The organism is Sandarakinorhabdus sp. FBCC-B8862 (genome assembly GCF_059745315.1).
Genome location: NZ_CM185574.1, coordinates 188,772 through 208,760, shown reverse-complemented (window position 1 = coordinate 208,760; position 19,989 = coordinate 188,772). Strand labels below are relative to the sequence as shown.

The 19,989-nt window shown below is 63.8% G+C and carries 21 protein-coding genes; 14 read left to right on the top strand and 7 right to left on the bottom strand.

Annotated features, from left to right (window positions below; all coding sequences use genetic code 11):
- Positions 1 to 2: 2 nt before the first annotated feature.
- The 4 genes from AC6BOR_RS01105 to AC6BOR_RS01090 form a co-directional block, all read right to left on the bottom strand.
- On the bottom strand, positions 3 to 704 hold the full coding sequence (locus tag AC6BOR_RS01105; protein WP_498059401.1) for an SDR family NAD(P)-dependent oxidoreductase: 702 nt from the start codon (positions 702 to 704) through the stop codon (positions 3 to 5).
- Positions 701 to 1,228 carry an AAA family ATPase gene (locus AC6BOR_RS01100; RefSeq protein ID WP_498059400.1) on the bottom strand — a complete coding sequence of 176 codons (528 nt, stop codon included), beginning with the start codon at positions 1,226 to 1,228 and terminating at the stop codon, positions 701 to 703. The genes AC6BOR_RS01105 and AC6BOR_RS01100 overlap by 4 nt, the downstream gene beginning before the upstream one ends.
- A 5-nt stretch (positions 1,229 to 1,233) precedes the next feature.
- A complete protein-coding gene (pnuC, locus tag AC6BOR_RS01095) occupies positions 1,234 to 1,800 on the bottom strand; it encodes a nicotinamide riboside transporter PnuC (protein WP_498059399.1) in 567 nt (188 codons plus the stop codon).
- A gap of 93 nt (positions 1,801 to 1,893) precedes the next feature.
- Complete coding sequence (locus tag AC6BOR_RS01090) at positions 1,894 to 4,413, bottom strand: TonB-dependent receptor (RefSeq protein WP_498059398.1); 2,520 nt, start codon at positions 4,411 to 4,413, stop codon at positions 1,894 to 1,896.
- A 185-nt stretch (positions 4,414 to 4,598) separates the two neighbouring features.
- Here AC6BOR_RS01090 and AC6BOR_RS01085 point away from each other — a divergent pair, with 185 nt between their 5' ends.
- From AC6BOR_RS01085 to AC6BOR_RS01075, 3 genes are read left to right on the top strand one after another with little or no spacing between them, the layout of a single operon-like run.
- A complete protein-coding gene (locus AC6BOR_RS01085) occupies positions 4,599 to 5,117 on the top strand; it encodes a GNAT family N-acetyltransferase (RefSeq protein WP_498059397.1) in 519 nt (172 codons plus the stop codon).
- On the top strand, positions 5,117 to 6,094 hold the full coding sequence (locus AC6BOR_RS01080; protein WP_498059396.1) for a phosphotransferase family protein: 978 nt from the start codon (positions 5,117 to 5,119) through the stop codon (positions 6,092 to 6,094). The genes AC6BOR_RS01085 and AC6BOR_RS01080 overlap by 1 nt, the downstream gene beginning before the upstream one ends.
- The gene (locus tag AC6BOR_RS01075) at positions 6,094 to 6,465 is read left to right on the top strand and encodes a DUF6285 domain-containing protein (RefSeq protein ID WP_498059395.1); all 372 of its coding nucleotides are present in this window, start codon (positions 6,094 to 6,096) and stop codon (positions 6,463 to 6,465) included. The genes AC6BOR_RS01080 and AC6BOR_RS01075 overlap by 1 nt, the downstream gene beginning before the upstream one ends.
- Here the strand turns inward: AC6BOR_RS01075 and AC6BOR_RS01070 are convergent.
- From AC6BOR_RS01070 to AC6BOR_RS01060, 3 genes are read right to left on the bottom strand one after another with little or no spacing between them, the layout of a single operon-like run.
- Complete coding sequence (locus AC6BOR_RS01070) at positions 6,434 to 7,426, bottom strand: proline iminopeptidase-family hydrolase (protein WP_498059394.1); 993 nt, start codon at positions 7,424 to 7,426, stop codon at positions 6,434 to 6,436. The genes AC6BOR_RS01075 and AC6BOR_RS01070 overlap by 32 nt on opposite strands.
- Positions 7,423 to 7,860 carry a cupin domain-containing protein gene (locus AC6BOR_RS01065; RefSeq protein WP_094473653.1) on the bottom strand — a complete coding sequence of 146 codons (438 nt, stop codon included), beginning with the start codon at positions 7,858 to 7,860 and terminating at the stop codon, positions 7,423 to 7,425. Before AC6BOR_RS01065 ends, AC6BOR_RS01070 begins: the two co-directional genes overlap by 4 nt.
- On the bottom strand, positions 7,860 to 9,098 hold the full coding sequence (locus AC6BOR_RS01060; RefSeq protein WP_498059393.1) for a cytochrome P450: 1,239 nt from the start codon (positions 9,096 to 9,098) through the stop codon (positions 7,860 to 7,862). Before AC6BOR_RS01060 ends, AC6BOR_RS01065 begins: the two co-directional genes overlap by 1 nt.
- An 81-nt stretch (positions 9,099 to 9,179) precedes the next feature.
- Between AC6BOR_RS01060 and AC6BOR_RS01055 the strand changes: the two genes are divergently transcribed.
- From AC6BOR_RS01055 to sucD, 11 genes are all read left to right on the top strand, one after another.
- Positions 9,180 to 9,614 carry a DUF1330 domain-containing protein gene (locus tag AC6BOR_RS01055; protein ID WP_498059392.1) on the top strand — a complete coding sequence of 145 codons (435 nt, stop codon included), beginning with the start codon at positions 9,180 to 9,182 and terminating at the stop codon, positions 9,612 to 9,614.
- Positions 9,615 to 9,723: 109 nt separating this feature from the next.
- Positions 9,724 to 10,134 carry a succinate dehydrogenase, cytochrome b556 subunit gene (sdhC, locus tag AC6BOR_RS01050; RefSeq protein ID WP_498059391.1) on the top strand — a complete coding sequence of 137 codons (411 nt, stop codon included), beginning with the start codon at positions 9,724 to 9,726 and terminating at the stop codon, positions 10,132 to 10,134.
- A 2-nt stretch (positions 10,135 to 10,136) separates the two neighbouring features.
- A complete protein-coding gene (gene sdhD, locus AC6BOR_RS01045; protein ID WP_498059390.1) occupies positions 10,137 to 10,520 on the top strand; it encodes a succinate dehydrogenase, hydrophobic membrane anchor protein in 384 nt (127 codons plus the stop codon).
- A 9-nt stretch (positions 10,521 to 10,529) separates the two neighbouring features.
- The gene (gene sdhA / locus AC6BOR_RS01040) at positions 10,530 to 12,317 is read left to right on the top strand and encodes a succinate dehydrogenase flavoprotein subunit (RefSeq protein ID WP_498059389.1); all 1,788 of its coding nucleotides are present in this window, start codon (positions 10,530 to 10,532) and stop codon (positions 12,315 to 12,317) included.
- Positions 12,318 to 12,334: 17 nt separating this feature from the next.
- Positions 12,335 to 13,120 carry a succinate dehydrogenase iron-sulfur subunit gene (locus AC6BOR_RS01035; protein WP_498059388.1) on the top strand — a complete coding sequence of 262 codons (786 nt, stop codon included), beginning with the start codon at positions 12,335 to 12,337 and terminating at the stop codon, positions 13,118 to 13,120.
- 160 nt (positions 13,121 to 13,280) lie between these two features.
- Positions 13,281 to 14,927, top strand: coding sequence for an O-antigen ligase family protein (locus AC6BOR_RS01030; RefSeq protein ID WP_498059387.1), 1,647 nt, complete (start codon positions 13,281 to 13,283; stop codon positions 14,925 to 14,927).
- A gap of 48 nt (positions 14,928 to 14,975) precedes the next feature.
- Entirely contained in the window at positions 14,976 to 15,461 is a 486-nt protein-coding gene (locus tag AC6BOR_RS01025) for a PaaI family thioesterase (protein ID WP_086117997.1), read from the top strand.
- Positions 15,454 to 16,566, top strand: a complete 1,113-nt coding sequence (gene zapE / locus AC6BOR_RS01020) for a cell division protein ZapE (protein ID WP_498059386.1) — start codon at positions 15,454 to 15,456, stop codon at positions 16,564 to 16,566. Before AC6BOR_RS01025 ends, zapE begins: the two co-directional genes overlap by 8 nt.
- A 112-nt stretch (positions 16,567 to 16,678) precedes the next feature.
- On the top strand, positions 16,679 to 17,641 hold the full coding sequence (gene mdh / locus AC6BOR_RS01015; RefSeq protein ID WP_498059385.1) for a malate dehydrogenase: 963 nt from the start codon (positions 16,679 to 16,681) through the stop codon (positions 17,639 to 17,641).
- 42 nt (positions 17,642 to 17,683) lie between these two features.
- Positions 17,684 to 18,883, top strand: a complete 1,200-nt coding sequence (sucC, locus tag AC6BOR_RS01010; protein ID WP_498059384.1) for an ADP-forming succinate--CoA ligase subunit beta — start codon at positions 17,684 to 17,686, stop codon at positions 18,881 to 18,883.
- 3 nt (positions 18,884 to 18,886) lie between these two features.
- Positions 18,887 to 19,771, top strand: a complete 885-nt coding sequence (gene sucD / locus AC6BOR_RS01005; protein ID WP_498059383.1) for a succinate--CoA ligase subunit alpha — start codon at positions 18,887 to 18,889, stop codon at positions 19,769 to 19,771.
- Positions 19,772 to 19,989 lie beyond the last annotated feature (218 nt).

Here is a 19,989-nt window from a genome sequence, read left to right as displayed (position 1 = left end):
CATCAGCGCACATAGGATGCGCCATTGATATCGATGGTCGCCCCGGTGAGCGAGGCCGGCGCCGTGGTGGCCAGCCAGCGAATGGTCTCGGCTACCTCGTCCGGCATTGCGACCCGGCCGAGGGGGATATCGGCCAGCAGCTTGTCGCCGCCGCGGCTGGCCAGATAATCCTCCGCCATGCCCGTCATGGTGAAGCCGGGTGTGATCGAAAAGGCCAGGATATTCTGCTCGGCATAGGCGCGGGCGATGCTCTTGGTCATGGCCAGCATGCCGCCCTTGGCCGCCGCATAATGCCAATGCTTCGGCGAATCGCCGCGATGGCCGGCGCGGCTGGCCACGTTGATGATGCGGCCACCGCCATGCTGCTGAAAATGCAGCACGGCATGGCGGCACAGGTCGGCGGCCGATTGCAGGTTGATGGCGATGCTGCGCGCCCACGCATCAGCAAAGCCATCGGCGTCTTCGATATCAGCCGCTTCAAACACGCCGGCATTGTTGACCACCACATCGATACGCCCACAGGCCAGTTCCAGCGCCTGCGCCCACAAAACATCGGCGGCGCGCGGCTGGGCAAAATCGGCCGCAATCAGGCCGTTGCCGCCGGCGGTGGACTGGCCAATCACTGTGCAACCAGCGCCAGCCAGGGCGACATGGGCGGCAGCGCCAATGCCGCGCGACGCGCCGGTGAGCAGGATGGTCGTCATGACAGGGCCTCCCGTTTGGCAAGCGTGGTGCGGATGGCGGTTTCGGCCTGTGTGCGCCGCTGGGCCCAATTGCCCGAAATCAGCACGGGCGCAATGCCGCGCAAGGCCAGTTCATTCTCGATCACCCGCTGGAACCGCAACCGCTCCGTGCCAACAAACTGGCGCGTGCCATCGGCCACCCAAGGCGTATCGGGCGCAAACAGCAGATAGAGATCCGCCCGCGCCGGCATCGCCGACAGCATCGGATCACGTGTCCGGTGCAGCATGCGGAACCAGGCGGCGGTGGTGACAATATCGGTATCCTCGATCAACAGCGCCGGTTGCGCCGCGATCAGAGCGCCGCGCCGCCGTTCGTGCTCCACCGCGATAAGGCGCAGCGCATCCGGCGTGAAATCGGTGCCGATGGTTTCGGCATATTCGCGTCCATATTCCGGCATCAACGCGCCGCCCAACTGCTCGCTCAGCTCTTCGGCCAGGGTTGATTTTCCGGTGGATTCCACGCCGGTAAAGCACACATGCAGCATCGCGTTCAGGCCCGCTCCACCACGGCAGCGCGCTGCCACAACCGCCAGCTGAACAGCGCAACGGCCAGAAAAACGGCATAGAGCGCCGCCGTCACCCACAAAGCCTGGCTGGCATAAAGCCAGACCGACAGGATGTTCACCCACACCCAGACCGGCCAGCTTTCCAGATAGCGGCCATTGGTCAGCAACTGCGCCACCAATGACCAACCCGCCACCGTGCCATCGGCAACGGGCGCTGCCGCATCGGTTTCATGCAGCAACATTGCCAGCAGCACGGATGCTCCCAGGCCGGCGCCGATCACGGTCTGCCAGCCTCGGCGCGGCATCCGCCGCACGTCAATTGCGCCATCATCCTGCCTCGGCGCCCGCAGCCAGGCCCAAAGCCCTTGCGCCTGCGCGACGAAAAAAAACAGCTGCAGCCCGGCAACGGCATAAAGTTTCGATTGCAGGAACACTCCGGCCAGGATCGCCACCATCAGCATGCCGGCCGGATAATTCCACACCGACCGCCGCGCCAGCAGCAGCATGTTGGCCAGGCCAAAGCCCGCCGCCAGGATTTCCCACGGATTCACGCCGCGCCTTAAGCCTGCCTGCGTGGGCTTTTGCAAGAAAAAGGGGGCGCACCGTTGCCGGCGCGCCCCCTTTGTCGCAGCAAGACCGCCTGATCAGAAGCGATAGCGCACCAGGGCACCAAAGGTGCGCGGCTGGTTGCGATAGCCCGACAGGGTGCCGGCCTGCGCCACGCCCGGGAAGATTGTGGTGATCCAGGCCTGGTTGGTCAGGTTGCGGGCCCAAACCGAAATGTCGAACTTGTTGTTGAGGTTCAGCGTGACCGAGGTGTTCAGATTGTCCACGGTCCGGCGCAGCGTCACCGTGCCCTGGGCAATCTGGGTCGGGCTTTCATGCTGATAATCGGCGTGGAAGATCAGCTTGGCCGCATCTGTCAGCCGGGCGGTGTAATCCACGCCCAAGGAAGCCGCATACTGCGGCGTGCCTGCCACGCGCTGGCCGCTAAGATCCAGCGGCACTGTAGAGAAGCTGCCCGCCACCAGCGCAGCACCACCCGGGAAGCGATCGAACTTCGCATCCAGATAGGTCAGGCTGGCCGTCACGCGCAGGTCGCGGATCGGGGAGATCGAGGTGTCGATTTCCAGACCGTTGACCGATTGCTGGTCAGCATTGGCCAGGATGAAGCCGGTGCCGGAGAACACGTTGCTCTGGAAGCCATTCAGGATCTGGCGGAAAGCCGCCAAGTTGATGGCAAAGCCTTCCCACTGGCCCTTGATGCCAACTTCATAGACGGTGGCATATTCCGGATTGGCATAGCGCGAACCGGTGGTCAGATTCACCGGCAGGTTCGCGCCCAGCGCGGTGCGGATCGGCGACGCCGCCGGCGCCGGCGACTGTGCGGTCGAACCCGGGATGAAGTCGGTCGCAAACGGCCGCGAATCCGACGACAGGTTCCACGAGCTCGCCTTGAAGCCAGTCGCGTGCGTTGCATAGAGGTTCAGGTTTTCATTGAACTTGTACGACAGCCGCAGCGTGTAGGAGAAATTGCTGTCAGACGTACGGCCATTTTCAACCGCGTTCGGGAAGTTGAGGAACGGCGGCAGGAACTGCAGCGCGCGCAGGCCGAGGAACGGGTTGAACTGCGGGTTGGCCGCAACTGTGGCCGGCACCCCGGCATTCACACCAGCACGGACCAGATCCAGACCCGAGAACACATCGGTGCTGGTCACATTGGTGGCCACCCGCTTGCTGTCATGGGTGTAGTTGCCGCCAGCGGTGAACGTCAGGCCGTCCAGCAGTTCCCAATCCACGGTGCCGAACAGCGAAATAGCGCGGTTCTTGTAGTCATAATCTTCGAACCGGCCCTGGCCCTGGCCGCCGAACTGGCCGGCCGGGGTGCCCGGCAGCAGCGCGCGCAGCGTCGGTTCCAGGTTGGTGTAGGCACCGCCCGACAGTGCGCTGGCATAGCCGCGGAAATCGCGGCCGAACGTCAGCGCCGCCTGCGCATCGATGGTTTCGTTGAAATAGAAGGCGCCAAGCAGGAAGTTGATCGGCCCATCGAACTTCGACGCGATGCGGAATTCGGCGGTGTAGGTGTCAATCGCGTTGCGGCCACGGTTGGCGCCAATGATGTCGGCGCTGGTGAAGTCGCTGTCCGCATTGGTGTTGAGCTTCACGCCGCGCCAGGCGCCGATGAAGGTCAGGTCAAACTGGCCCGCCTTGTAATCGGCCTGCGCCGACACGCCATAATTGTCGATCTTGTTGGTCGACGGGAAGTTGGTGGCGGAGGTCAGCGCCAGCGGCTGGTTGGAAATCAGCTGGCCGCCCAGCGCCCGCACGGCATTGCCGGTCGGGCCATCGACGATGTTGACCACCGAGCAGCAGACTTCGTCGATCTTGTCGTAATCGGCGATCAGGCGCAGCTTGAAATCATCCGACGGCTTGAACAGCAGCTGGCCGCGAATGCCACCACGGTTGCGCTCGTTGTCGTCGCGATTGAGCGTGACGTTGCGCACATAGCCATCGCGACGGTTGTAGTTGCCCGCCAGGCTGAAGGCGATGGTGTCGCTGATCGGGCCGGTCACTTCGGCGCGGGCGACAACCGCGTTGTAATTGCCATAGGAAAGTTCGGCCGAACCGCCGAAATCAAACTTGGGCTCGGCCGTGACGACCGAGATGATACCGGCCGAGGCGTTCTTGCCGAACAGGGTCGACTGGGGCCCACGGAGCACTTCCACCCGCTCCAGGCTGGGCAGGTCGCCGATCTGGGCGGCGGAACGGCTGCGATAGACGCCATCGATGAACACACCGACCGACGGTTCGATACCGGCGTTGTTGGCACCGTTGCCGAAACCGCGGATGATGAAGTTGGTGTTGGCCGAAGACTGCAACTGCGACACACGCAAGCTGGGCACCAGCGTCTGCAGATCAAGCGCGTCGCGGATCTGCGCCACTTCCAGCGTCGCCTTGCTGGCCACCGAAACGGCAATCGGCGTGTCGATCAGGGTCTTGGCCTGCTTCGACGCGGTGACGATGATCACTTCATCTTCTGCAGTCTCGTCAGCAGCGGCGGCGGGGGCAGCCGCCTGCGCCAGCGCCGGGGCGGCAAGGCTGGCGGCACCAAGCAGGAACAGTGCGCGCAACGCAGCCTGACGCGAAATATCGTTCAATCGCATGACAATCCTTCCCAAAATCCGGGGCCCGTTTGACAGGGGGCAGCCCCGATTGTTCCCGTTGATCGGGCAACGAAGCAAGGATTACAGCGCGTAAACCAATTTGCAACGGGGGGGGCGCATCATGCTTGCCCCACTGTGGCCGCCGTGCAACGAACATGTCACATAACAACGGAGTCCGCCCGCCCATGGCCGATTGGGAATTCAGCACACAACGACTGTCGATCCGGCCGATGCGGGTGGCCGAAGCGCGCGAGTGGCACATCATCCGTGCCAGCGCCCTTTATGATCCAGTCACCCGCAGCATGGATGAAAGCGTGGCGATGATCGCCGCCATGCAGAGCCGCGCGGCTCCCGATTCCGATGGGTGGCAACAGTTCAGCATCTTGTCCAAGGATGGCCGCATGATCGGGGATCTGGGTATCCGTTTTTCGCCGCCGTTCAACGCCACGGCCGAAATTGGCTTTGCCGTGGATCCGGCCGAACGCGGCAAGGGCATTGGCAGCGAAGCCGTGGAGGGCATGTTGCGCCTGCTGTTCCACCGTGGTCGCCGCCGGGTGATGGCTGTGACCGACATTCGCAATCGCGCCGCCCAGCGTGTACTGGAGCGCAACTGGTTCCGCCTCGAAGGCCGCTTCATCCAAAGCTGGCGCGAAGGTGATCAATGGTTTGACGAATTGTCCTACGCCCGCCTGGTCAGCGATTGATGGCAACGCCCGCGCCTGGCCATGTAGCTACGCTGATCGACGCCGATGTGGTGCGGATCGAGCAATTGTCAGGCGGGGCATCGTCGGCCACCTATTCCGTGGATGCGGTGCGCGATGGCCAGCCCTGGCCGCTGATCCTGCAGTGCGCCGCCACCGGCACAGTGCCCGAAGGCGGGCTGCCGCGCGCCGATCAGGCCCGGTTGCAGCAGATCGCGTTCGAGGCCGGCCTGCCGGTGGCCGAGGTGGTGCGGGTGCTCGGTCCCGAGGATGGCCTGGGTGAGGGTTTCATCATGGCGCGGCTGCCGGGCGAGGCGCTGGCGCCGAAATGGCTGAAGCTGCCTGATTACGCCCCGGCGCGCGCCATCCTGACCGGCCAATGCGGCGCCGTGCTGGCGCAGCTGCACCGCCTGCCGCTGGCCAGCGCCGCTGGCCTCAAATTGCCGACCGGCAGCACGGCGGAAGGCCTGGCGCGCATGTTCGCCAATTATCGCCGCTTTGGCGTCAATTCGCCGGTGTTCGATCTGGCCTTTGCATGGCTCAAGGACCGGGTGGAGGACAGGCCGGCCATTGCAATCGTCCACGGTGATTTCCGGTCCGGCAATTTCCTTGTGGCGCCCGATGGCCTGGTGGCGGTGCTCGATTGGGAATTGGCGCATCTGGGCGACGGGCACGAGGATTTGGGCTGGCTGTGCTGCAACGCCTGGCGCTTTGGCCTGTGGGAAAAGCCTGTGGGCGGCTTTGGCGAACGCGATGCTCTTTATCAGGCCTATGAAGCCGCCGGCGGTGGCCCGGTGGACCGGGCGCGCGCCCATGTGTGGGAAGTGTGGGGCACGCTGAAATGGGGGATTGCCTGCCTGCAATTGGGCGACGACCATGTGTCGGGCCGGCTGCGCAATGTGGAGCGCGCTGCAATCGGCCGCCGTGTGAGCGAGGTGGAGCTTGACCTGATGCACTTGCTGAAGTTCGGGAGCCTGTGATGGCCGAACAGATCGAAGCCACCACCTTGATCGAAGCGGTGCAGCTCTTCCTGGCCGAGCTGGAACCCGAAATTTCGGGCCGTCGCGCCTTTCATGCCAAGGTGGCGCAAAACGCGCTGGCCATCGTGGCACGCGAACTGGCCCAAACCCCGCAGGCAAGGGAACAGGCACTGCTGGCTGGGGTGATGGGCCGGGATGACAGCCTCGACACGCTGCGTGCCAGCCTGTGTGCCGATCTCCGCGATGGCCGCAAGTGCGAAGCGACACCGGGCCTGATCGATGCCTTGCTGGCTATTGCACAGGCCAAATGCGCCGTCGACAATCCGCGCTACTCCACGTTCAAGCGTCTTGCTGCTTCAGCCACGGGCTGAGCAAGGCGAGGTAAGCGGCGGGATTGTCGAGCATGATGCTGTGGGCTGCGCCCGGCACCGCTGCAAATTGGGCGCCGGCCTGATCGGCGAAGCGGCGGACGGTGTCCGGTCGGGCCTCGTCATCAATGCCGGCCACAAAAAGGCTGCGCGGGCCAGTCAGCCGGGCCAGAAGCGGCCGCCCGTCATAGTCCTTCAATGTGCCGGTGCAGGTGAATTCGGCGCGGCCCCACATATGGTTGTAGAGCCCGGCGGCAAAGGGCGCAGGCAGGGCATCGCGATAGGCGGCGATGGCCGGCGGCGGCATCACCTGGCGGACATGGGCCGCATAAAAGGCATCCGTGGCGGCCTGGCAGGCGGCTTCGGGGGCCGCGCCCGGCGTGTCACAGGCATCCAGCAGCTGCCGCACATCGGCAGGCATGTCGGCCTTGAGCAACGCGGCATCCTCCAGCCACACTGATGTTGCCACCAGCGGCGATTGCAGCACCAGGCTGGCCAGTGCCGCCGGCCGTGTGGCGCCATATTCCAGCGCCAACGTGCCGCCCCAGCTGCCGCCCAGGACATGCCACCGCGCGATGCCGAAGTGCGTACGGATCGCCTCGATCTCGGCCAGGAAGCGCGGCACCGTCCAATTGGCCGGATTGCCCGGCCGGTCCGATCGGCCGCAATCCAGCTGGTCATACAGGATTACCGCCCGCTCGTCGGCCAATGCCGTGGCGTTCAGCCAGCCCCAGTGCGATCCGCCCGGCCCGCCGTGGATGAACAGAACTGGCGGGCGCGGCCCATCCAGCGCACCATTGATCCGCACATAAATGCGCCCGCCGGGCACGGCCACCATGGCTTCCCGATCAGGCGCGATCCGGATGCCCGGTGCCGTTGCCCCCTGGCGCAGCGGGCTAGCAGCCAGGCGGGCCGGCAGCAGGCTGGCCAAGCCAGCGGCCAGAAAGCGGCGCCGCCCCATCATGACTTGCGCCGAAAACCTTGGGGATCCAGGTGCATGTCGATATCGGGGTAATGGCATTCGTCGATCTCGATCCGGTCCGTGCCGATGGCGAGGAATCGGCAGGGCAGGGCGCTGCGGTTCTGCAGATGATGGCCGTTGGCGCTGCCGGCCGGGAAGCAGGCGATGTCACCCGGCCGCAGCAGCGTTTCGCCATCCTCCTCCACCAGCACCGCCTCGCCAGCCAGCATCACCACCATCTCGTCTTCATGACTGTGCCAATGGCGCTGGCTCGACCAGGCACCGGGCTCCAAGGTGACCAGATTGGCACCAAACTGCGTCAGCTCACCGGCCGCCGCCACCGCCTGCCAAACGCGGCCGGCCACCGCCTCCTGATAGGGCGGCAGATAGTTGGAGCCTCGGTTGACGGGCAGGGCAGCGGGATCAATCTTCGGCATCAGCGCCGTTCAAGCACAACCGGCAGCTTGCGGAAACCATGCACGAACGCCTGCGGCACATATTCGGCCGGGCCGGTCTGGCGCGGAAACAGCCGGCGCGCCAGCAATTCCTCGATCAGCACCGACAATTGCAGTTCGGCCAGCCGCGCGCCGACGCAGCGGTGCACGCCAAAGCCGAATGACAGGTGCCGCCGGGCGTTGGCACGGCCGACATCAAAGCGCTCGGCATCGGGGAACACATCTTCATCGCGGTTGCCGCTGATGTACCACAGCACGATCTTGTCGCCCTGCTTCACCGGCACGCCGGCGATTTCGGCGTCGGCCAGCGCGGTGCGGCGCATATGGGCCAGCGGCGTCTGCCAGCGGATCAATTCGCTCACCGCATTGGGGATCAGGCTGGCATCGGCTTCCAGACGGGCCCACTCGCCATCAAAACGATTGAAAGCCTGCACCAGGCCCGACATCGAATTGCGCGTGGTGTCGTTCCCGCCAACGATCAGCAGGATGTAATTGCCCGTGCGTTCCTTGAACGGCATGTCGCCCATCGCCTCGCTGTGGGCCATGGCGCTGATCAGGTCGCCGCTGGGCGGCTTGGCCTTGCGCTCCGCCATCAGCGCGTCGAGCGCGTGGGTCATGTCCAGCATATGCTGGTGGCGGATCAGGTTGGTCGCCGGGTTGATCGCCGCCTCGATATCGCCGCCCCAGTCCGACCACAGGGTCAGATCGCGGCGCTTTTCCCAGGGATAATCAAACAGGATCGCCAGCATTTGTGTGGTGAGTTCGATCGACACCTGATCGACCCAGTCGAATTCGCTGCCCACCGGCAGGCTGTCGAGCAGTTCCTGCGTGCGCCGCCGCACCGCCACGGCCATGCGCGCAATTTCCGACGGGCCGAAGGCCGGCGCCACCACGCGGCGCTGCTCGCTGTGCTTGGGCCGGTCCATGGCGATGAACTGCGGCAGGTTGAACTCGTCAAACAGGTCCAGGATGGTGATGCCGCCAAATTCATGGCTGCTCGAAAAAATGTCGGGTCGGGCCTCTACCGCCATGATGTCGGCATGGCGGTTCACGCTCCAATAGGGGCCGAACGGGCTGTTTGGCTGGAAATGCACCGGCGCCTCGGCCCGGAGGCGTGCGAACACCGGCCGCCAGCTGTCGGTGGCATAAAGCGTCGCGTCCGACACATCGATGGCCGACAGTGGCACATCAAGGCCGGCGGCGGGTGACAGAGTCGCCATGATATCCTCCCCATGTTCGCCGCCTCTTGGCGGTCTTGGAGCGCATGCTACGCTCGATTGTCCACAACCGCGAGTCCCGACATGGCCATTCCATCCCACAGCAACCACGATGCCGGCATCGACCCCACCCGCGACCAGGTGCGACACCTGCGCGACCATGGACGCGACGGCCCGGTGGTGATGATGAACCTGCTGAAATTCCGCGATACCGCCCAATATCCACAGGAGCTGGGCATGGCCGCCTGCTCCGGGAAGGCGGCTTACGATCGCTATCAGCACGCCTTTACCGTGGCCGTGGGTGCCATCAGCCAGGCCGAGGTGCTCTATGATGGCCCGTGCGAACAGGTCTTCATCGGCCAGCCCGGCACCGATGCAACCGATTGGGACAAGCTGCTGCTGGTCCGCTATCCCAGCCGCCAACATTTCCTGAACATGATGGCCAATGATGCCTATCGCGACGCGCTGGTGCATCGTTATGCCGGCCTCGAACGAACCGTGCTCATCCAGTGCGGCTGAACGTGGCAGTGGCTTCTCTGTTGCACCGCAGCGCCAGCGCGTTATGAAAGCGCTGATGTGATGATCACGCCCGCACCGGGACACCCGGTGCTGGGCGAAAGGGGGATCAATGGCTTCTCGTCCAACTGCGCCCGCTCCGCGCCCGCTGAGCCCGCACCTCACCATCTGGAAATGGCGGGTGCACATGGCGGTCTCCATCGTCCACCGCGTCACTGGTCATGCCCTGGCCTTTGGTGCCGTGGTCATTTTTGCCTGGTGGCTGGCGGCCCTGGCCAGCGGTCCGGAATATTATCGTTTCTTCCAGGATGTCGTCTTCTCGCCACTGGGCGTGATTGTCGGCTTTGGCCTGACCTGGGCGATGTTCCAGCACATGGGCAGCGGGCTGCGCCACTTCATCATGGATGCCGGCGAAGGTTATGACCTCGTCACCTCGCGCCGCATGGCGCAGGGCGCCTTTGTGTTTGGCGCCATCGCCACCCTGGCCTTCTGGGCCTATATCCTGCTCGGCAAGGGGCTCTGATCATGGGCAATGGGACTCAACTGGGCAAGGTTCGCGGTCTTGGTGCGGCCGGCGGCGGTGTGGTCCATCATTGGTGGCTCCAGCGAGTGACGGCCGTCGCCAGCCTGTTCCTGGTGCTGTGGTTCGTCTTCAGCCTCGCTCGGCTGCCCAGCCTTGATTATGCCAGCGCCCGCCTGTGGCTGTCGCAACCGATCGTGGCAGTGCCAATGTGCCTGCTGGTCGTCAGCGTTTTCTGGCACTTCCGCCTGGGCGTTCAGGTCATGCTGGAGGATTATCTCCATGGGTCAAAGCGCGTCATCGCCATGCTCGCGTTGAATTTCTACACATTCGTTCTGGCTGCCTTCGCACTGTTTTCGGTGCTGAAGATCGCCCTGTCTGCCGCCTGAGGATATTTCGTGGTGCAAGCCTATCAGATCATCGATCACGTCTATGATGCGGTTGTGGTGGGGGCCGGGGGCTCTGGCCTGCGCGCCGCCATGGGCATCGCCGAAGCCGGCCTGAAAACCGCCTGCATCACCAAGGTCTTCCCCACCCGCAGCCATACGGTGGCAGCGCAGGGCGGCATCGCGGCCGCGCTGGGCAACATGGGGCCGGATCACTGGACCTGGCACATGTATGACACGGTGAAGGGTTCGGACTGGCTGGGCGATCAGGACGCCATCGAGTATCTCTGCCGCGAAGCGCCAGCCGCCGTCTATGAACTTGAGCATTTCGGCGTACCGTTCAGCCGCACCGAAGCCGGGCGCATCTATCAGCGCCCGTTCGGCGGCATGATGCAGAACATGGGCGCCGGCCCGCCCGCCCAGCGCACCTGCGCCGCAGCCGATCGCACCGGCCACGCCATGCTGCACGCGCTCTATCAACAGAGCCTGAAGTACAGCTGCGATTTCTACATCGAATACTTCGCCATCGATCTGATCATGGTGAATGGCGAGTGCAAGGGCGTCATCGCGCTCAACATGGAAGACGGCAGCATCCACCGCTTCCGCAGCCACCAGACGGTGCTGGCGACCGGTGGCTATGGCCGCTGCTATTTCTCCGCCACCTCTGCCCACACCAGCACGGGTGACGGCGGCGGCATGGCCATCCGTGCCGGCGTTGCCATGCAGGACATGGAATTCGTGCAGTTCCACCCCACCGGCATCTATGGCGCCGGCGTGCTGATCACCGAAGGCGCGCGCGGGGAGGGGGGCTATCTCACCAATTCGAAGGGCGAACGCTTCATGGAGCGTTATGCCCCGTCGGCCAAGGATCTTGCCAGCCGCGACGTGGTTTCGCGGTCGATGGCCATGGAAATCCGCGAAGGTCGCGGCGTTGGTGCCGAAGGCGACCATATCCACCTGCACCTCAACCACATTGATGCCAGCGTGCTGGCCCAGCGGCTGCCTGGGATTTCCGAAACCGCCAAGGTGTTTGCCGGCGTCGATGTGACCAAGGCGCCGATCCCGGTGGTGCCGACCGTCCACTACAACATGGGAGGTATCCCGACCAATTATCACGGCGAAGTCGTCACCCTGAAGGATGGCAACCCTGATCAGGTCGTGCCCGGCCTGTTCGCCGTGGGCGAAGCCGCCTGCGTTTCGGTGCATGGTGCCAACCGCCTCGGGTCCAACAGCCTGATCGATCTGGTCGTCTTCGGCCGCGCCACCGCGCATCGCATTGCCAACATCCAGAAAGCGAACGCCCCGCACCAGAAGCTGCCGGCCGACAATGCCGATTTCGCCTTGGGCCGCCTTGATGGCTTCCGCCATGCCAAGGGCGGTTCCAGCACAGCCGAGGTGCGCCTCGCCATGCAGAAGACGATGCAGGCCAATGCCGGCGTGTTCCGCACCAGCGAAATTCTTGATGAAGGCGTGCGGAAGATCGACGCCGTCTATCAGCGCATGGCCGATATCGGCACCACCGACCGTTCAATGGTGTTCAACACCGATCTGATCGAGACGCTGGAGCTCGACAACATGATTGGCCAAGCCGTGTTGACCATGCACATGGCGCAATCCCGCCATGAAAGCCGCGGCGCCCACATGCACGAGGATTTTCCCAATCGCGACGATAATCAGTGGATGGTGCACAGCCTCGGCTGGTTCCGCGATGGCGCAGTGGAACTCGCCAAGCGCCCGGTCCACACCTACACGCTGTCGGACGAGATCGAATATATCAAGCCCAAGGCGCGGACCTATTGATCAGGCGGTAATGGACCATGGCTGAATTCTCTCTCCCCCCCAACAGCGTCATCAAGGGCAACGGCAAGGCCTATCCGGCCCCCGCTGGCGCGACGCGGACCAAGAACTTCAGGATCTACCGCTGGAACCCGGACGATGGGCAGAACCCGCGCTATGACACCTACGCGCTCGATCTCGATGCCACCGGCCCGATGGTTCTGGACGCGCTGATCAAGATCAAGAACGAGGTGGACCCCACGCTCACCTTCCGCCGCTCCTGCCGAGAAGGCATTTGCGGTTCCTGCTCGATGAACATTGATGGCGCCAACACGCTGGCCTGCACCAAGCCGATCGAGGAGGTAAAGGGCGAGGTGGTGATCACCCCGCTGCCGCACATGGAGGTGATCAAGGACCTCGTCCCTGATTTCAAGCATTTCTATGCCCAATATGCCTCGATCAAACCTTGGCTGCAGACCGTGACCCCGGCGCCGTCTGGGGAAGAGCGGATCCAGTCGCCTGAAGAGCGCGAGAAGCTTGACGGCCTCTATGAGTGCATCCTGTGCGCCTGCTGCTCTACCGCCTGCCCGTCCTACTGGTGGAACAGCGACAAGTTCCTCGGCCCCGCCATCCTGTTGCAAGCCTATCGCTGGCTGGCCGACAGCCGTGACGAGATGACCGGCGAGCGCCTGGATGCGCTGGAGGACCCGTTCCGCGTCTATCGCTGCCACACCATCATGAACTGTGCCAATGTCTGCCCCAAGGGGCTGAACCCGGCCAAGGCAATTGCCGAAATCAAGCTGATGATGCTGGAACGCGCAGGCTGAAGCCAGGGCGTCACGGTAGCCGTGGGTGAACGCCTACCTTGCAGTGCAGCATCGGCAATGATAGCCATTGCACTGCAACCTGCTGCTGTGGGTGCCGTATTGTGCAACAGGGCCGTCGTCTGGCGGACTTGGAACGTCGTGTGAAGATGGGGTGAACCGGGTGAGCATTGCATTGGCAAGCCAGACTGCGCTGATCCGCCGGTCAACCCGCATCCTGCCGCCCTACAACCGCCTGGAATTCCAGCCCTGGTTCCCGGTGCTGAAGATCAGCCTGATCACAATCATGATGATCATGGTGGTCTATGCCTGCGGGATGACAGCCCTTGGGGGCACCCAGTTGCTGAAGGTCGCCATGCTGCCGGTGCTGGGTCTGCTCGGCGTGGTGATCTGGATGCTGCCCGATGCCGATGCCCACAGCAAGGGCCAGGCGCAGGATCTGCCCTTCATGCCGGTGCTGCTCACCTTCATTGCCAGCATCATCGTCTGGCCCTCCTATATGGCCGTGATCATTCCCGGCCTGCCGTGGCTGACACCACCGCGCATCGTGCTGGCCGTGATCCTCAGCCTGATGCTGATCTATTTCCCACAGCGCAGCAACACGCGGGCCCAGATCGTCGATATCCTGTCCTATGATCGCACGCTGATCAGCCTGTTCCTTCTGTATGAACTGCTGAATATCGTCGTGCTGCCGATGGCGCCGAGCATCCCCGACACCTTGTCCTTCTGGGCGCTGCAGGATCTGATGAATTTCTCTGCCGTGATCCTGGCCGCGTCGATGCTGCACAAGCCGCGCAATTTCAAGCTGATCTATGCGGTTGTTACCTGCACGGCGATTTATTCGATGATGGTCGCGGTGCTGGAAAACTATATGCAGATCCCGCCCTGGGCAGAGCATATTCCGTCGTTCATGCGCATCGATGATGAGTGGCTGGCGCGCATCCTGTCGCCGCAGGCCCGCATCGGTGACAGCCGCTACCGGATCCGCTCCACCTTCCCGGTCGTGCTCTACTACACGCTTTACCTCAGCCTGATGATGCCGATGGTGATGTATTCCATTACCCGCATGACAGGCCGGTTCCGGATCCTCGGCCTCGCAATCATCCCGCTGATCCTCCACACCGCCTGGTTTGCCAATGCCCGCACCGCCATCATCGCCTGTATCGTGCCGGTCGTCTGCTTCTCGGTGATGACGGTGGTGCGCAGCCTGGCCGATGGCAACCGCCGCGATATTCTGAAATTCTCCATTCGCGCCACCATCGTGCTGCTGATCATCGGCATGATGGGCGGCGTGCTCGCCACCAGCCACACCGCCCAGATGTATGTGTTTGGCGGCAAGCAGCACGCCGGCAGCAACGATGCGCGCGAACAGCAATGGGCCAATGCGCGCGAACAGCTGCGCAAGAACCCGGTCGGCATCGGGCTCGGCAACTCCATCGAACAGGTCGGGATTGATGTGCGCGGCCGCAAGATCGTTGACAGCCTCTATATCAACATGTTGGTCGATCTCGGTTTTCTGGGCTTCATCGCCTATTTCGGCATGTTCCTGCGCAGTGCCTGGCTCGGCATAAGATGCTTCATGCGTGCGGCGAATGAGGTGGAGGAATATGCCGGTGCCGCCGCAGTTGGCTTGATTGGCTACACCATCAACTGCGCCGTGGTCAGCAACACGGACTCGGCCTATCTCGCCTTCCTGTTCTGTGGTCTGATCGTCGCCACCAAGCGGATGCAAGACAAACGACTGGCTGAAGAAGCCCTGGCCGCCGCCCGCCCGGCGCCCACCGGCGCGTTGGTCAAGGCTCGCGCCTGATGCCAAGCCAGCTGGACGCTGTGGCCCAGCGGCGCTAACCGCCACGCCATGTCACGCGAAACCATCACCGAAGGGCCCAACGCGGGCTGGACTGTTTGGCGCCGGGATCCGGATGGCCGCTTTGCTTCCATGCTCGGCGATTTCTATTTCCGCGAAGGCGCCCGCGGCGTCGAGTGCCGCATGGAAACCGCGCGCAAGCATTCGAACGGCCTGGGCTATCTGCACGGTGGCTTCATCATGTCGTTCATCGACATGGCGATGTTCGCCTTCATCTTCCGTCAGCTGGAAAACAGCGCCGCCGTCACCCTGTCGTGCGCGACCGATTTTCTCTCCGCCGGAATCGTCGGCAAGCCGATCGAGGCGCATGGCGAGATCCTGAAGGAAACCGGCAAGATGCTGTTCGTGCGCGGGCTGGTGACGCAGGATGGTGTCAACCTCGCCAGCTTCACCGGCACGATGCGCAAGATCCCGCGCACCGCGAGGCCAACCGGCGAAGGCCATGCCACAAGGCCGGGCGAAACCCAGGTTGACTGATCTTCTCAGCCGTTATGACCAGTTGCTGGCGGCGGGGGAACTGAAACCCGATCCCGCCCAGGCCGCAGTGGCCCGCCGCCTTGCCGCGCTGGAGGCGGATCTGGTCCGCCCGGCTCCGGCGCCCGGCCTGCTTGGCCGATTGTTTGGCAGGGCCGCGCCGGTGCCGCCAAGGGGCGTCTATGTCTGGGGCGGCGTGGGTCGCGGCAAGTCCATGCTGATGGACCTGTTCTTTGCCACGTCTGCCGTTACCCCCAAGCGTCGTGCCCATTTCCACGAGTTCATGGCCGATGTGCATGGCCGCATCCACATCGCCCGCGAAGCCGGAGAGACTGACCCGCTGATCAGCGTCGCCAATGCCATCGCGGCCGAGGCAAGACTGCTGTGTTTCGATGAAATGCAGGTGAAGGACATCGCCGATGCGGCCATCCTGTCCCGCCTGTTCACCGCCCTGATGGAGCGTGGCACCACCATCGTCACCACCAGCAACCGCCCGCCGCAGGACCTCTACCTCAACGGCCTCAACCGCCACCTGTTCCTGCCCTTCATCGATCTGATTGGGCAGCGGATGGACGTGGTTACATTGGATGGCCCCACTGATTATCGGCTGCAGCGCCTTGGCGGCGGCGCCACCTGGCATGTGCCCAATGGTCCGGAGGCCACGGCAGCCTGCTCGGCCGCCTTCTTCCGCCTCACCGATTATCCCCCAGAAGATCGTGCCCATGTGCCCTCGGCCGAGCTGCCGGTCGGCGGTGGACGCCTGCTGCATGTGCCGAAATCCCTTAAGGGCGTTGCCGTGTTCAGCTTTGCCCGCCTGTGCCGGCAGCCACTGGGCGCGGCCGATTATTTGGCGATTGCGCGCCATTATCACACGCTGATCATCGTCGGTATCCCGCGCCTGAACCCGGAAAATCGCAACGAGGCGATCCGCTTCATCCACCTGATCGACGCACTCTACGAACGACGCGTCAAGCTGATCGCCGCGGCGGATGCCGAGCCGGCTGATCTCTATCCTGCCGGCGATTCCAGCTTCGAATTTGAACGCACGGTCAGCCGCCTGATGGAAATGCAGTCGGCGGATTATCTGGCGCTTGGCCACGGCGGCTGAAACGGCCTCCCTCTTTTGCCCGGATAGGGAATTGCTGCGGTTGCACACTGGGCCGCCAGCCTCTATCCAACCTGCGACATTCTGACCGACTCAAGAGAGAAAGGCCCACCCCATGGCTCGCAAGAAAATCGCCCTGATCGGCGCCGGCAACATCGGCGGCACCTTGGCGCACCTCGCCGCGCAGAAGGCGCTGGGCGATATCGTGCTGTTTGACGTGGTGGAAGGCGTGCCGCAGGGTAAGGCGCTTGATCTGGCCCAGTGCGGCCCGGTCGAAGGCTTTGACGTGAACCTGAAGGGCAGCAACGATTATGCCGATATTGCTGGTGCCGATGTGATCATCGTCACCGCCGGTGTTGCCCGCAAGCCGGGCATGAGCCGGGATGACCTGCTGGGCATCAATTTGAAGGTGATGAAGGCGGTGGGCGAGGGGATCAAGACTCATGCGCCGGGCGCCTTCGTAATCTGCATCACCAACCCGCTGGATGCCATGGTGTGGGCGCTGCGCGAGTTTTCGGGCCTTCCGCATCACATGGTCTGCGGCATGGCCGGCGTGCTCGACTCCGCCCGCTTCCGCCACTTCCTCGCCGATGAGTTCAAGGTCAGCGTCAAGGATGTGAACGCCTTCGTGCTCGGCGGCCATGGTGACACCATGGTTCCGGTGATCGAATACTCGACCGTTGCCGGCATTCCGGTGCCCGATCTGATCAAGATGGGCTGGAGCACGCAGGAGCGTATCGATGCCATCGTGCAGCGCACCCGCTCGGGTGGCGGCGAGATCGTCGCGTTGTTGAAGACCGGCAGCGCCTATTACGCGCCCGCCACCAGCGCCATCGAAATGGCCGAGGCCTATCTCTATGACCAGAAGCGCCTGCTGCCCTGTGCCGTGAACCTGACCGGCCAATATGGTGTATCCGATCTTTATGTCGGCGTGCCGGTCATCCTTGGTGCCGGTGGCGTCGAGCGCGTGGTCGAGATCGAATTGTCGCCGTCGGCAAAGGCCAATTTCCAGGTGAGCGTGGATGCGGTGAAGGAACTGCTGGCGGCCTGCAAGGGCATCGATCCGTCGCTGGCCTGAACCAGGGGCAGCATCACGGCGATCGAGGGGTGAGGATTTTCAATGAACATTCATGAGTATCAGGCCAAGGAATTGCTGGCCAAGTTCGGCGTTCCGGTGCCGATCGGCTTTGCCGCGATGAGCGTTGATGAAGCGGTGGCGGCCTCAGCCAAGCTGCCCGGCCCGCTCTATATCGTGAAGGCGCAGATCCACGCCGGCGGCCGCGGCAAGGGCAAGTTCAAGGAACTCCCGCCGGAAGCCAAGGGCGGTGTGCGCCTGGCCCGTTCGGCTGATGATGTGCGCGCCGCCGCCACCGACATGCTGGGCAACACGCTGGTGACCATCCAGACCGGCCCGGCCGGCAAGCAGGTCAATCGCCTCTACGTCACCGACGGCGTGGATATCGCCAAGGAACTTTACCTGGCCATGCTGGTCGACCGCGCCACCGGCCGCATTGCCATCGTCGCCAGCACCGAAGGCGGGATGGACATTGAAGAGGTGGCCCACCACCACCCGAAAAAGATCCACACCATCACCATCGATCCGGCCACCGGCATCATGCCCCATCATGGCCGCGCCGTGGCCGCTGCGCTTGGCCTCACCGGCGATCTCGCCAAGCAGGCCGAGCATGTCACCACCCGCCTCTATGCCGCCTTCATCGGCACCGATGCGGCGCAGATGGAGATCAACCCGCTGGCCATTACCGATGATGGCAAGCTGATGGTGCTTGATGCCAAGGTCGGCTTCGACAGCAACGCCATGTACCGCCACCCCGATCTGGCCGAATTGCGCGACCTGACCGAGGAAGACCCGGCGGAAGTGGAAGCCAGCAAATATGATCTGGCCTTCATCAAGCTGGATGGCGACATCGGCTGCCTGGTCAACGGCGCCGGCCTCGCCATGGCCACCATGGACATCATCAAGTTGAACGGCGCCGAACCGGCCAATTTCCTCGATGTCGGCGGCGGCGCCACCAAGGAGAAGGTGACGGCCGCCTTCAAGCTGATCCTGCAGGATCCGGCGGTGAAGGGCATATTGGTCAACATCTTCGGCGGCATCATGCGCTGCGACATCATAGCCGAAGGCATCATCGCTGCGGCGAAGGAGGTCAGCCTCGCGGTGCCGCTGGTGGTGCGCCTTGAAGGCACCAATGTCGAGCTCGGCAAGCAGATCCTTGCCGGTTCCGGTTTGCCGATCGTGTCGGCCGACAATCTGGGTGATGCGGCGGCCAAGATCGTCGCCGAAGTGAAGAAGGCGGCCTGAGCCATGTCGATCCTCGTCAACGCAAACTCCCGCGTCATCACGCAGGGCTTCACCGGCAAGCAGGGCACGTTCCATTCGGAACAGGCCATCGCCTATGGCACCAAGGTCGTCGGCGGCACCGCGCCGGGGAAGGGCGGTTCCACCCACCTCGGCCTGCCGGTCTTTGACACCGTGGCCCAGGCCCGCGAAGCCACGGGTGCTGATGCCTCGGTCATCTATGTGCCGCCGCCCGGCGCTGCTGACGCCATTTGCGAAGCCATTGCCGCCGAAATCCCGCTGGTTGTCTGCATCACCGAAGGCATTCCGGTGCTCGACATGGTGCGCGTCAAGCGCGCCCTGCAAGGTTCGAAGACCCGCCTGATCGGGCCGAACTGCCCCGGCGTGCTCACCCCCGGCGAATGCAAGATCGGCATCATGCCGGGCAACATTTTCCGCAAGGGCAGCGTCGGCGTCGTCTCGCGTTCGGGCACGCTCACCTATGAGGCCGTGCACCAGACCACCAACGTCGGCCTGGGCCAGACCACGGCCGTTGGCATCGGCGGTGACCCGGTCAACGGCACCAATTTCATTGACGTGCTGGAACTTTTCCTCGCCGACGAGGCGACCCAATCCATCATCATGATCGGCGAAATCGGTGGCGACGCCGAGGAACAGGCCGCCCAGTTCCTGATCGACGAGGCCAAGCGTGGCCGCAAGAAGCCGATGGTGGGCTTCATTGCCGGCCGCACCGCGCCTCCCGGCCGCCGCATGGGCCATGCCGGCGCGATCGTGTCGGGCGGCAAGGGCGATGCCGAAAGCAAGATTGCTGCGATGGAAGCCGCCGGCATCCGCGTGTCGCCGTCGCCGTCGCTGCTGGGCGAAACCCTGGTTGAGGTGCTGAAGGGCTGATTGATCCTCCCTGCCCGAAGGGCGGGGAGGGGGACCGCCGAAGGCGATGGAGGGGCGGGGGCGTCCCCCTCCGCCCTGCGGGCGCCTCCCCCACAGGGGGAGGACCGACCCCCGCATGCCCTCCTTGCATGGCCGGCATGCGACAGTTTGTCATGACATTCCCGCCATGTGCCGTTAAACAAGGCAGAATCGCGAGAGCTGAGGCCAGAGTTAAGGAC

Excerpts from the sequence above, each read along its gene's own strand:
- AC6BOR_RS01105 (WP_498059401.1), bottom strand. The coding sequence starts at position 704 with ATGACGACCATCCTGCTCACCGGCGCGTCGCGCGGCATTGGCGCTGCC.
- AC6BOR_RS01100 (WP_498059400.1), bottom strand. The coding sequence starts at position 1,228 with ATGCTGCATGTGTGCTTTACCGGCGTGGAATCCACCGGAAAATCAACC.
- AC6BOR_RS01090 (WP_498059398.1), bottom strand. The coding sequence starts at position 4,413 with ATGCGATTGAACGATATTTCGCGTCAGGCTGCGTTGCGCGCACTGTTC.
- AC6BOR_RS01085 (WP_498059397.1), top strand. The coding sequence starts at position 4,599 with ATGGCCGATTGGGAATTCAGCACACAACGACTGTCGATCCGGCCGATG.
- AC6BOR_RS01080 (WP_498059396.1), top strand. The coding sequence starts at position 5,117 with ATGGCAACGCCCGCGCCTGGCCATGTAGCTACGCTGATCGACGCCGAT.
- AC6BOR_RS01075 (WP_498059395.1), top strand. The coding sequence starts at position 6,094 with ATGGCCGAACAGATCGAAGCCACCACCTTGATCGAAGCGGTGCAGCTC.
- AC6BOR_RS01070 (WP_498059394.1), bottom strand. The coding sequence starts at position 7,426 with ATGATGGGGCGGCGCCGCTTTCTGGCCGCTGGCTTGGCCAGCCTGCTG.
- AC6BOR_RS01065 (WP_094473653.1), bottom strand. The coding sequence starts at position 7,860 with ATGCCGAAGATTGATCCCGCTGCCCTGCCCGTCAACCGAGGCTCCAAC.
- AC6BOR_RS01060 (WP_498059393.1), bottom strand. The coding sequence starts at position 9,098 with ATGGCGACTCTGTCACCCGCCGCCGGCCTTGATGTGCCACTGTCGGCC.
- AC6BOR_RS01055 (WP_498059392.1), top strand. The coding sequence starts at position 9,180 with ATGGCCATTCCATCCCACAGCAACCACGATGCCGGCATCGACCCCACC.
- sdhC (WP_498059391.1), top strand. The coding sequence starts at position 9,724 with ATGGCTTCTCGTCCAACTGCGCCCGCTCCGCGCCCGCTGAGCCCGCAC.
- sdhD (WP_498059390.1), top strand. The coding sequence starts at position 10,137 with ATGGGCAATGGGACTCAACTGGGCAAGGTTCGCGGTCTTGGTGCGGCC.
- AC6BOR_RS01035 (WP_498059388.1), top strand. The coding sequence starts at position 12,335 with ATGGCTGAATTCTCTCTCCCCCCCAACAGCGTCATCAAGGGCAACGGC.
- AC6BOR_RS01025 (WP_086117997.1), top strand. The coding sequence starts at position 14,976 with ATGTCACGCGAAACCATCACCGAAGGGCCCAACGCGGGCTGGACTGTT.
- mdh (WP_498059385.1), top strand. The coding sequence starts at position 16,679 with ATGGCTCGCAAGAAAATCGCCCTGATCGGCGCCGGCAACATCGGCGGC.
- sucC (WP_498059384.1), top strand. The coding sequence starts at position 17,684 with ATGAACATTCATGAGTATCAGGCCAAGGAATTGCTGGCCAAGTTCGGC.
- sucD (WP_498059383.1), top strand. The coding sequence starts at position 18,887 with ATGTCGATCCTCGTCAACGCAAACTCCCGCGTCATCACGCAGGGCTTC.